This window comes from Blautia segnis, assembly GCF_014287535.1.
Classification (GTDB): domain Bacteria; phylum Bacillota; class Clostridia; order Lachnospirales; family Lachnospiraceae; genus Blautia_A; species Blautia_A acetigignens.
This window is the reverse complement of sequence record NZ_JACOOT010000002.1, coordinates 113,402-125,114: the sequence shown is the minus strand read 5'-3', so window position 1 is coordinate 125,114 and position 11,713 is coordinate 113,402. Positions and strand designations below refer to the sequence as shown.

The 11,713-nt window shown below is 42.3% G+C and carries 7 protein-coding genes and 1 pseudogene; 3 read left to right on the top strand and 5 right to left on the bottom strand.

Going from position 1 to position 11,713, the window contains the following annotated elements; genetic code table 11:
- Positions 1-177 precede the first annotated feature (177 nt).
- Positions 178-507 carry a helix-turn-helix domain-containing protein gene (locus H8S54_RS00710; protein ID WP_186900694.1) on the bottom strand — a complete coding sequence of 110 codons (330 nt, stop codon included), beginning with the start codon at positions 505-507 and terminating at the stop codon, positions 178-180.
- A gap of 299 nt (positions 508-806) precedes the next feature.
- Here H8S54_RS00710 and H8S54_RS00705 point away from each other — a divergent pair, with 299 nt between their 5' ends.
- The 3 genes and pseudogenes from H8S54_RS00705 (at position 807) to H8S54_RS00695 (ending at position 2,749) form a co-directional block, all read left to right on the top strand.
- Positions 807-1,163 (top strand): hypothetical protein, encoded by a 357-nt coding sequence (locus tag H8S54_RS00705; protein ID WP_186900693.1) that lies wholly within the window; start codon positions 807-809, stop codon positions 1,161-1,163.
- 92 nt (positions 1,164-1,255) lie between these two features.
- Positions 1,256-1,465: a hypothetical protein gene (locus tag H8S54_RS00700; protein WP_186900692.1), complete on the top strand. Its 210-nt coding sequence runs from the start codon at positions 1,256-1,258 to the stop codon at positions 1,463-1,465.
- A gap of 488 nt (positions 1,466-1,953) precedes the next feature.
- Positions 1,954-2,749 (top strand): annotated as a pseudogene (locus H8S54_RS00695) (transposase).
- 709 nt (positions 2,750-3,458) lie between these two features.
- Here the strand turns inward: H8S54_RS00695 and ppdK are convergent.
- The 4 genes from ppdK to H8S54_RS00675 form a co-directional block, all read right to left on the bottom strand.
- Positions 3,459-6,089: a pyruvate, phosphate dikinase gene (gene ppdK, locus H8S54_RS00690; RefSeq protein ID WP_117853440.1), complete on the bottom strand. Its 2,631-nt coding sequence runs from the start codon at positions 6,087-6,089 to the stop codon at positions 3,459-3,461.
- 133 nt (positions 6,090-6,222) lie between these two features.
- Positions 6,223-7,479 (bottom strand): 6-phosphofructokinase, encoded by a 1,257-nt coding sequence (locus tag H8S54_RS00685; protein WP_173765794.1) that lies wholly within the window; start codon positions 7,477-7,479, stop codon positions 6,223-6,225.
- Positions 7,480-7,707: 228 nt separating this feature from the next.
- Positions 7,708-9,147, bottom strand: coding sequence for an MFS transporter (locus H8S54_RS00680; RefSeq protein ID WP_021924672.1), 1,440 nt, complete (start codon positions 9,145-9,147; stop codon positions 7,708-7,710).
- The gene (locus H8S54_RS00675) at positions 9,144-11,696 is read right to left on the bottom strand and encodes a family 78 glycoside hydrolase catalytic domain (protein WP_021924673.1); all 2,553 of its coding nucleotides are present in this window, start codon (positions 11,694-11,696) and stop codon (positions 9,144-9,146) included. The genes H8S54_RS00680 and H8S54_RS00675 overlap by 4 nt, the downstream gene beginning before the upstream one ends.
- Positions 11,697-11,713 lie beyond the last annotated feature (17 nt).

The window sequence follows — 11,713 nt, the reverse complement described above, 5'->3', positions numbered from 1 at the left end:
TGAGTTTGGCTTGCGACACCATTCTCATCATATCACAGGAGGCTTTATTTTGTTATCCTCACCGCTTCCGCCTACTCCATTCTCCCCAGCATAGCTGGGGGATTAGGCTTTTCATTTACTATCACTATGGGTTTAAAAACGCAGATAGTAAAGCTAACCAAGATTTAAGTGCTTACTTTATAAGTCCTGTTCAGAAAGCCATACCAGAAAATTTTTTGCAAGTGAAAGCTGTTTGGGTGACATATTGCGTAATAGTTCACTGCTATTTTTCCATTCATTATCAGTATCATAATGCTGTGTCCCTAGAAGAAATTCATCAGGAGTCGTATCCAGTGCAACAGCGAGCCGCATAATTACTTCTATAGAGGGAATTGAAATACTTCGTTCAATATTTGAGAGGTATTTTTGACTAAGATCAGCTCGTTCTTCTACCTCTGATTGCTTTAGGCCCAGTTCTTTTCGCCTCCGGGCAATTCGTTTACCTATTTCTTTGTAATCTAAATCCATACAATCCTCCTTTAATCGCTATCGTACGGAAAAACAGGAAAAAATAAACTGATTTAAAAATGGAAATACGACTTGACATACGAATATAAAGGTCATATAATTATCACAATATATTTGGGGTACTAAATGGACTAAGGCAAATGATGAGGGGGAGAAGGGATAAGCTTGAAACATAATTTTTCCAAGAGAAGTCTGGAAGAAAGGTTTTTTAAGAACTTATATGTATTTATTTTAGGAGTATGCGTGGTGTTTATTCAATCTTTGATAGAAGAAGCAAAAAGTGATAAGAGGGATTTGGAATGAATAAAATATTAGGTTTTTTTAGAAAAGCGGAAACGATTTATTTGCGTATTTTGTGGGGAATTTTGCTATATTTGGTAGTATGTATGTTGCTAAATTATAGCGATTGTCCAAGTGCATTAGTGGTTCTGATACCTTTCTTTTTTGTATATGTGTTTATAAAAAAGTCAAGGATGCTTGCAACTGTGGGAGGCATTGGTGTGGGCTTAGCAAGTATGATTATGAAATACGGGCTCGACGGAATTACTGTAATGTTTAACGACTACTGCACTGAAAATTCTGAAGCTATTTCGGCATTAATTATTATAGTAGGAATATGGTGGTATATAATGCGAAAGTGTGGAAAAACGAGATAAAAAATTAAATAAGATTAAATACTAAATAGAAATTTAAGAGATTGATGTATAATAAACAGTTCTAAATATTGTAAACAATGGAGGGCAATGAAATGGCATTAGTAAATGGTTCAAATGAGTATTGGAAAGTTTATGACCATGCAGAACGGATTTATAGAAAAAAATGTAATACATATGGATCTGAACATGATGAGTGGGTTGAAAGAGGAAAGAATCTTGCAGATCAGTTAAGAGAAAAACATGGTTATGGTGATTCAGAAGTAGAAAGCATAATTGATAAGTATTATTTGGATAGAGATTGATAAAGTTGGTATATAAAATAAAATAGAGCTGCTTATGTACACGAAGGAAAAGCTGTGTATGACATATATTTTCTCTTAAATTTTTACCAGGTATTTATAAATGCAAAACCGATGGGTTAAGCTAATTATAGTTTAACCCATCGGTTTTGCATTTATAAGAAAAATGTGTTAAAAAAATACAACAAGGAATATATATAAACTGGAGAGAACATGCATTTTCTTCTGTAGTGTGTAAACAGAAAGTATGCCTGACAACCAAAAGAAGGATGGCAAAAGAAATGCAGGTAGCCGGAGGTCCGAATAGTACCAATGAAGGTATGAACAAAATAAATCCCAGAGGTAAGTCGAGAGTGAACTGTTCCTCTCGGTTCTAGCCTGCGAAACTATATCAAAGGGTAGTGTAAAATAGTTTGTGTTTCTGGTAAAAAATGGCTCCTTTTTGGTAAGAATTCAGATATGACAATTCTTATCGAAAAGGAGTATTTTTTATGGCAGTTGCAAAGGAACAAATTCGACAGATTATCTCAGAAAGCAACATTAGTAGCGTTGCAGATGTATACACGCTTCTGAAAGACAGTTTCAAAGATATCCTGCAGGTGCTGATGGAGGCAGAGTTGGATGCAACTCTCGGTTATGAAAAAAATCATAAGGGAGATCTGCAGACAGACAACAAAAGAAATGGTCAGCAAGATCACCGATAAGATCCTTCCTCAGGTCAAGGAGTGGCAGTCACGTCCTCTGAATCCGGTTTATCCGTTTGTCTTTATGGACTGTATTCATTATAAAGTCCGGGAGGATGGCAGGATTTTAAGCTGTGCTGCTTATGTTGTTCTCGGTGTTACAGTGGAAGGGTACAAAGATATCCTCAGCATCACAGTAGGAGCCAATGAAACCAGCAAGTTCTGGCTTGGAATGCTCAATGATCTGAAAAAGTTTTCCTCAGATTTCAAAGCAGTATATAATGCTCCAAATGAAACAGCAGCTTTATCAGAACTGGAGAACATTAAGGAGAAATGGGGAAAGAAATATCCCTATGCTGTCAGCAACTGGGAAAATAATTGGGAAGATGTAAGTTCCTTTTTCCAGTTTTCAAATGGTATCAGACGTATTATGTACACAACTAACATCATAGAGGGATTGAACCGTCAATACCGGAAAGTCACAAAAACCAAGAGTTTATTTCCAAGCGATACAGCACTGGAAAAGATGCTGTATCTTGCCAGCGAAAACGTAGTCAGGAAATGGATACAGAGATATCGGAACTGGGATCAGGTGTTGAATTAGTTGATTGTCTTGTATGGAGAACGGCTTACCAACTATCTGTAGAGAAAAGAAAAGCAGGAATGGATTTGCTCCAAAGCTGACCATTCCCGCTTCCTTTCTATTCCGTCGGCATTTGTATTATTGCCAGAATTTCCCTACTCTATTCCAGAGGTCGGGTGTGGGCAGCGCCCACGAAAAAAGCAATCAATACAATGTCTTATTTGTCATACAAAAAAATCAAAAAATGTGTATAAAACCTTCTCACATGGTTATACTATAAATAGAAAGACAGATTCGACAACACTAAAATCTTAAAGTCGACAGCAAAATTTTACATATCTAATTCTTATCAAAAAGATTTACTTTCCAAAGACACAAGATTTTTTACGCCCTCAAGAATGTGAATCCATTTCTGACAGTCTTTCTAATAGCTCTGCATACTTCTTTGCATTCGAACAATGTTTTTTTCTCGCACCGATCTTTGTAGCCAATTTTACGCATAAGCACCTCTTGTATTATATTGCGGTTTTCCCAAAATTAAAATACAAATTTTACTGAAAAAAATCACTTAAGTCAAGATTTCCACCACTCTATAAATCAAAAAAGACCCTGACGGGCTGGAAATTCCAGTCCATCAAGGTCAATTTTTACGCTTGGACAAATTTATTTAGTTGGTTGGGCGATTTACCCTTTTACAGGATAGATCACTTTACCCTCTCACAAGAATGAATTATTTGTTCTTCTGAGCAATTGCTGCCTGAGCTGCTGCCAGACGAGCTACCGGTACACGGAATGGTGAGCAGGATACATAGTCAAGACCGATCTTGTTGCAGAACTCTACAGAAGACGGATCTCCACCGTGCTCTCCACAGATTCCGATGTGAAGGTTCGGGTTAACCGGCTTACCAAGTTTGATAGCCATATCCATAAGCTTACCAACACCAACCTGATCCAGTTTTGCAAATGGGTCATTCTCGAAGATCTTAGCGTCATAGTATGCGTTAAGGAACTTACCAGCGTCATCACGGGAGAATCCGTATGTCATCTGAGTTAAGTCGTTGGTACCGAAGCAGAAGAAGTCAGCTTCTTTTGCGATCTCATCAGCTGTAAGAGCTGCACGTGGGATCTCGATCATAGTACCTACTTCATATTTCAGATCTACGCCTGCTGCTGCGATCTCAGCGTCAGCTGTCTCAACAACAAACTTCTTAACATATTTAAGCTCTTTGATATCGCCTACTAACGGGATCATGATCTCTGGGCAGATATTCCAGTCAGCGTGAGCTTTCTTTACATTGATAGCTGCACGGATAACTGCTGTTGTCTGCATCTTAGCGATCTCAGGATAGGTAACTGCCAGACGGCATCCACGATGTCCCATCATTGGGTTGAACTCATGAAGAGAGCTAATGATTGTCTTGATTTCCTCTACAGTCTTGCCCTGAGCATCAGCAAGCTTCTTGATGTCTTCCTCTTCTGTAGGAACGAACTCATGAAGCGGCGGATCCAGGAAACGGATTGTTACAGGATTGCCCTCGAGAGCCTCGAACAGACCTTCGAAGTCTTCCTGCTGATATGGAAGAACCTTAGCAAGTGCTGCTTCTCTCTCCTCAGCTGTTGTGGAGCAGATCATCTCACGGAATGCATCGATACGTCCCTCACCGAAGAACATATGCTCTGTACGGCAAAGACCGATACCTTCAGCACCGAGCTCAACTGCTTTCTTAGCGTCAGCAGGAGTATCAGCGTTTGTACGAACTTTCATTGTTCTGTACTTGTCAGCCCAGGACATGATACGTCCGAACTCACCAGCGATTGTAGCGTCTACAGTCGGGATGATTCCGTCGTAGATGTTACCTGTTGTACCATCGATGGAAATGAAGTCTCCCTCATGGAACTCTTTTCCGCCAAGTGTGAATTTCTTATTCTCTTCGTCCATAGCGATGTCGCCGCATCCGGAAACGCAGCACTCACCCATACCACGAGCAACAACTGCTGCGTGAGATGTCATACCGCCACGAACTGTCAGGATACCCTGTGCAGATTTCATACCTGTGATATCCTCTGGGGATGTCTCAAGACGAACAAGAACAACCTTCTCGCCTCTCTCAGCCCACTCTACAGCGTCATCAGCTGTGAATACGATCTTACCGCAAGCAGCTCCTGGAGAAGCTCCAAGACCTTTGCCCATTGGTGTAGCAGCTTTCAGAGCCTTAGCATCGAACTGAGGATGAAGAAGTGTATCAAGGTTACGAGGATCGATCATAGCTACTGCTTCTTCCTCTGTTCTCATTCCCTCATCAACAAGGTCACAAGCGATCTTCAGAGCAGCCTGAGCGGTTCTCTTACCGTTACGTGTCTGCAGCATGTATAACTGGCCATGCTCAACAGTGAACTCCATATCCTGCATATCTCTGTAGTGTGTCTCCAGAGTATGGCAAACTTCTGTAAATTTCTTGAATGCTTCCGGGAACTTCTGCTCCATCTCAGCGATGTGCATAGGTGTACGAACACCAGCAACTACGTCCTCGCCCTGTGCATTGGTAAGGAACTCACCGAACAGACCTTTGTTTCCTGTAGCTGGGTCTCTTGTAAATGCAACACCAGTACCACAGTCATCACCCATGTTACCAAATGCCATCATCTGTACGTTAACAGCTGTACCCCAGGAATATGGGATATCATTGTCACGACGATATACGTTGGCACGTGGGTTGTCCCAGGAACGGAATACGGCTTTGATTGCACCAACTAACTGCTCCTTCGGGTCAGATGGGAAATCAGAACCGATTTTTTCTTTATATTCAGCCTTGAACTGCATAGCAAGTTCTTTAAGGTCATCAGCTGTAAGCTCAACGTCAAGAGTAACGCCTCTGTCAGCTTTCATTTTGTCGATAAGCTCTTCAAAATATTTCTTACCAACTTCCATAACTACGTCAGAGTACATCTGGATAAATCTTCTGTAGCAGTCCCAAGCCCAACGCGGGTTGCCGGATTTCTCAGATAATACAGCTACAACGTCCTCATTTAAACCAAGGTTCAGGATAGTATCCATCATACCTGGCATGGAAGCTCTTGCGCCAGAACGAACGGAAACAAGCAGTGGATTCTCGACATCACCGAATTTCTTACCGGTAACTCCTTCCATTTTGGTGATTGCTTCCATGATCTGACCCATAATCTCGTCGTTGATCTGTCTTCCATCCTCATAGTACTGAGTACAAGCTTCAGTAGTGATTGTAAATCCCTGCGGAACAGGAAGTCCAAGGTTTGTCATCTCAGCAAGGTTGGCACCTTTACCACCCAGAAGGTTTCTCATATCAGCGTTACCTTCTGTAAACATGTAAACCCATTTTGCCATTTTACATTTTCCTCCTAAATATTTGTTCATTGAACATAAAACTATGTTTTATACGCACATAGTTATTTTATAGGCTTATTCGTCATTCGTCAAGGTTATTCTGGTAAAAAACAGTCAATTTTTTCTCATTTTGTTAATTTTTCTTTTTTCTGCCAGTATTCAGCACCAGATGACGGGGAACGCCGTTCACCATGATTGGCTGATAATCCCCCTGGATCAGAGGCTTGATGTAGTCGATGAAGTCCTTGGTCACATTATTGGCCTCTTTGTTCATCCAGTTCCTCGGAACCAGCTTCTCTTCATTCGCAATGCGGTGCACATCGTAAATTCCGGTGGCTGCCATGTACGGATCATCGGATACACGGTCGATAACTACCATCTTGCCGGTATCCCCTTCGTCTGCTGCCTTTACTGCAGCACCGCCAACCATCATGGCCTCATCAATATCCACCCGGGATGCCATGTGGGAAGCGCTTCTCTGAAGGGTGGAGAGTTCTACGGCACGGGTTTTGCAGCCGCACTCTGCTGCCAGGAAGTTGGCAAGATAGGTGGCGGTCCCCTGAAGCTGCTTGTGGCCGAATGCGTCCACGTAGTCTCCTACGCTTCCAAGCTCGCATACGTAGCGTCCGTCAGCCAGCTTGATTCCCTCGGATACTGCGATGACAACAGAGGATTTTTTCTTCAGGAGATCTTTTACCTTGGCAAGGAATTTCTCGATGTCAAAAGGAACCTCCGGCAGATAAATCAGATCCGGTCCTTCGCAGTCCTCAGACTTGGAAAGGGCGGTGGCACCTGTGAGCCAGCCGGCATTTCTTCCCATGATCTCCATGATGGTGATCATGTTTTTCTTATAGGTAAGGCCTTCCGCGTCGCGGATCACTTCCTTGGTGGAAGCTGCAATGTATTTGGCTGCACTTCCAAAGCCAGGGGTGTGGTCGGTAAGTGCAAGGTCGTTGTCAATGGTCTTTGGTACGCCAAGGAATTTCTGGGTCTGTCCGGTGATAATGGCGTAATCGGAAAGCTTCTTGATGGTGTCCATGGAATCATTTCCGCCAATGTAAATGAATGCGTAGATTTCCAGTTTGTTCAGGATCTCGAATATTTTCTCATAGATGGCTCTGTCTTCGTGGATCTCCGGAAGCTTATAGCGGCAGGAACCAAGGAAAGCAGACGGGGTCCTCTTCAGAAGCTCGATATCGAGCTCGGAATGGATCTGAGTAGAAAGGTCGATATACTGTTCATCAAGAAGGCCCTGAATTCCGTGAAGCATTCCATATACCTTGTCAAAGCCGCGCTCTACTGCGTTCTTGTATACGCCAGCAAGACTGGAATTGATTACAGATGTGGGGCCTCCGGACTGTCCTACAATAATATTTCTTTTCTTTGCCATTATGGTATTCCTCCTCTATTCCAATTGATCATCGGCGTCAGGATATTTTCTTTTTTGCGCCTTATAATTGTATAGTCTACCAAACGCGCATGGCAAAGTCAATGTATTATTGTGTATTTTGCATATTTATTTGTTGTTTATTCTCATTTTTATATCTATATTTTCGCATATGCGTGATTATCCTTTATTCCTTTTGACTAATTCGCGTATAATGTGTCTTTTTTTGTTTTATTTTCTAACATATTTTTGCATTTTCTTTTCCACATTACAGAAAATGAGCATAACCGCAAGCAATAAATTAACAATAGTTTCTGCCCCCAAAAAACACAACGAAAAAATCCCCCTGGTGATGCCGTTTTGCTCTGCCGCAACCATGGCATTCTTCACCAATGCCGGAGGAATATAACCGGAAGCAGAGATAAGTCCATTAAAAACCGCTGTAACAACTCCGGAAATTCCCACCATGATAATGCTATAAATTGACATGGACAGACCGTCACAGCGGAAGCCGTTTTTCTGCTCCAGGTAATCCAGAACGTCCGCAAAAAGAGCCATCATAACATAACATGCAGGAATCGTTCCAAGGGTTTTGACAAAAACGCCCAAAACCACCACCTTAAAATTACTCATATCTGTCATGGCAAACAATCCGCCGACACCAGACAGGATCAGCCCTGCAACAATGGAATTCTTTTTCCCCATTTTCTTTGCAAGAGGCCATGCAAACAATGCTCCTGCCGCAATGGGAATTCCGCTGATTGCCGCAACTGCCGTCTGTGTGATTCCATCCTGATAGCTTCCAAGGATATAATCGCAGTAATAGCTCATGGATAAATTTTTAAAGGCAGCAGCCATGTTAAAAAACAGATAAAACAAAATAATCATCCACCAGTACCTGTCAGACACCACAGCCTTCAGCTGTTTCTTTATGGACACCGTTTTTCCTGCTTTTTCCTCATTTTCCACATTAAGTTCTTCCGTAACCCGTTCTCTGGTAAAAAGGAATTCAAGCATGATTCCCACACAGGCAATAACACCGATCGTTCCCATACAAATCAGCCATGCCTTCTGATTCTTCAAGAGCGGATACAAAAGCATGGGGAAAAGCATGGTTGCAAACAATCCGGTAGACCCAAGGTTTGCAACCTGAGACGCAATAGAAAGCTTTCCCCTCTGATTGGACTTTCTGGTAGAAAGAGGGATCATCATGCTATGCGCCACAAAATATGCAGGATATGCAACAGCAAAGAAAAGATTATAGGAAATTGCGATCCAGCATAATTGTCCTGAGTCATTTCCTGTCGGAACAGAAAAGATCAAAAATATGGATAACAGCATAAGCGGTGCCGATATCAGCAGATATGGCCTTGCTTTTCCGGCTTTTGTATGCGTTTTATCGATCATGGTTCCCATTTTCAGATTGCCAATGATCACAAAAACCGTGGACACAAGAGGAAGCATTGTAATAAACAGCCCCTTCATTCCCAATATATCTGTGTAAAAACGATTAAGGAATGATACAAATATGGCATTTGCCAGCAGTGCACAAAATGGACCAAGGAAATATCCCAGTGCCAATTCCGGCATTGTAACATTCTCATCTTGTATACGGCTTCTGAAAACGCCTGAAAATTTATGTGTGCTCTTTTTATCCTGAAAAAATTTCATCCTATCTTCTCCTCATAGCAATAACTGCCGCTTCCTTCTGTAAAACTTCTGCCAGACGGAAGTACGATCTCGCACTGAGTTCCGGCAGGAATCTCTGCTGTCAGCTTAAAGCCTCCATCTTCTATAATCCAGCTGCATCGGATATATCCATACGGAGTATTCACATCCCCTTTTGCAAAGTCAAGACCGCCACCAGGCAGCGGGGCAATCCGAAACCTTCTGTACCCGCCTTCGACAGCTTCGATTCCCAGAATACGCCTGTAAAAGAAATCTCCCACTGCGCCATTTGCATAATGGTTGAAGGATACCATTCCACCGCTTCCGTTGTCCTCTCCCAGATTACAGCTGCCATCCTCCCGGAGTGCATCCCACCGTTCCCACATAGTTGTCGCACCTGCTTTCACCTCATAGAGCCAGGATGGACAGGTATCTGTAAGAAGCATTTTGTATGCATCCTCCAGATAGCCATTGTCTGCCAGGGCAAAAAGTACATAAGGCGTTCCGGGAAATCCGGTTTTTATGTTATAGTTATTATCACGGATCAGTTTTACCAGATTTGCTGCTGCCCTCTTTTTATCTTTTTCAAAAAGCATATTATAGTGCAGCGGCAAAACAAATCCGGTTTGAAAATCGCCGCCTTTTATATGGCAATTTTCATTCATCAGAATATTCCGATAAGCCTGAGCCGTTTCCAGGCTCAGTTTCCGGTAAACCTCTTCATCCTCTTTTTCTCCCAAAATCCCTGCGATTTCCGAAAGTATTGCAGATGAGTGTGCAAGACAGGCAGTTCCGGTCCATTTCCCCCGCTTCATCCACTCTTTATAGGTCATATCCGGTGCACACCAGTCCCCATAATGAAACAGCAGACTCCATATCCTCTTCTTTTTCTGCGCAGAAAAAAGTCCTGCCCAGAATTTACAGGCTTTTATATATTTTTTCATAGAAGGATACATTTTTCTCAAAAGCTCTATATCACCCCGGGCCATATATTCGGCCCACGGCACAAGAATACAGGCGTCCCCCCAGTGATCCACAGCTAACGGGAACAGCATTTCAAGCTGCCCCGGAATTTTTACCATAGGGATGATCATGGGAATCCCGCCTCCCGGATTCTGCTCTGCCCGCATATCCTTCAGCCACTTATCAAAAAAACGACTCATATCAAAGTTATAAGCGGCTGTTGATGCAAAAAGCGCAATGTCACCGGTCCAGCCAAGGCGTTCATCCCTTTGCGGACAATCCGTCGGAATATCTACAAAATTAGATTTTGCACTCCATTCAATACAGTCCTGAAGCTTATTCAGCATCGGCTCGGAACAGGAAAAACTGCCGTTTTTTGAAATGTCAGAATACAACGCGGTTGCCTTTAATTTTATTTTGTCTGCCGAAATACCACTTACTCCTACATACCTAAATCCCATATAGGTCATACGGGGAGAGTACTGCTGACTGCCTTCTTTACAGATATAGACAGCTTGCTGCTTTGCACTGCGCAGCGGCTTAGTATAGAGTTCTCCGTTTAAAAGAACCTCTGCATGATAAAAAACTATTTTTTCCCCCGCCCTGCCCTGTATGTCAGCCTCAATCACGCCCGCCATATTTTGGCCAAAATCATAGATCAGCATACCGGATGGCGATAACTCACAGGATACGGGTTCAAACTGCTCGTGCGCTTTTACCGGGCTTCCATACTGTACCAGAAGCTGTGGTTCGATTTTCATTTTTTCAATACCGGCATTATGAAAAGAACTGTTTTCCAGCTTCACAGTTGCATCATAGACTTCTCCGTCATAAAACTCTGCTTCCAGAAAATTTCCCTCTTCTGTAACCTTCCATGTCTCATCTGTGCCAATGATCTCATGGCTGCCGTCCTTATACCGGATATGTATCTCCCCAAGAAATGCCTGACGCTTTGCATAAATCCGGTTCATTCTTTTGTAGGTGTATGAACCCACAGCCCAGCCTCCACCTACAATTACCATAAGCAGGTTCTGCTTTTGAAGATATTCTGTAATATCATACATCTGATACTGCAGCTGATTTTTATAGGAGGTATAGCCAGGTGCAAAATATTCATCACCAACTTTACGCCCATTGAGTTCCAGTTCATAGATTCCAAGAGCTGTAGAATAAATTCTCGCCTGCTCAATTTCTCCTTTTATGGAAAAATCCTTTTTGAAGGTCATCGGTCTTGGCGATTTTTTCCGCTCTTTAAACTGATAGGAACCATCTGTTATCCAGGCAGCCTTCCACTTACTTTCCATAAAACCGGTTTCAAATTCCAGGGAAGCTTTCGCAGTTTCCCCATGATCGTCCGTAATTTCCAGTATTGCCAGATATTTGGTAAAGGGAGTCAGCTCAGGTCCTTCATAAACAAGCCCGGTTTGTCTCTCAAACACTTCCATCCAGTTATTCACAGACAGAATTGCCTTTTTCAGTAAAACATTTTTCTCTGAGCTTATCATGGAAAAAGAAAATACAGGTGCCGGATTGTCTGTAAAGCAATCTGATGACAGATTTTCGATTTTAAATTCATTAATACGTAACATAAGCCAAACCCCTTCAA

Bases quoted from the DNA above. Each gene is read 5' to 3' on its own strand.
- H8S54_RS00710 (WP_186900694.1), bottom strand. From the start codon at position 507: ATGGATTTAGATTACAAAGAAATAGGTAAACGAATTGCCCGGAGGCGA.
- H8S54_RS00705 (WP_186900693.1), top strand. From the start codon at position 807: ATGAATAAAATATTAGGTTTTTTTAGAAAAGCGGAAACGATTTATTTG.
- H8S54_RS00700 (WP_186900692.1), top strand. From the start codon at position 1,256: ATGGCATTAGTAAATGGTTCAAATGAGTATTGGAAAGTTTATGACCAT.
- ppdK (WP_117853440.1), bottom strand. From the start codon at position 6,089: ATGGCAAAATGGGTTTACATGTTTACAGAAGGTAACGCTGATATGAGA.
- H8S54_RS00685 (WP_173765794.1), bottom strand. From the start codon at position 7,479: ATGGCAAAGAAAAGAAATATTATTGTAGGACAGTCCGGAGGCCCCACA.
- H8S54_RS00680 (WP_021924672.1), bottom strand. From the start codon at position 9,147: ATGAAATTTTTTCAGGATAAAAAGAGCACACATAAATTTTCAGGCGTT.
- H8S54_RS00675 (WP_021924673.1), bottom strand. From the start codon at position 11,696: ATGTTACGTATTAATGAATTTAAAATCGAAAATCTGTCATCAGATTGC.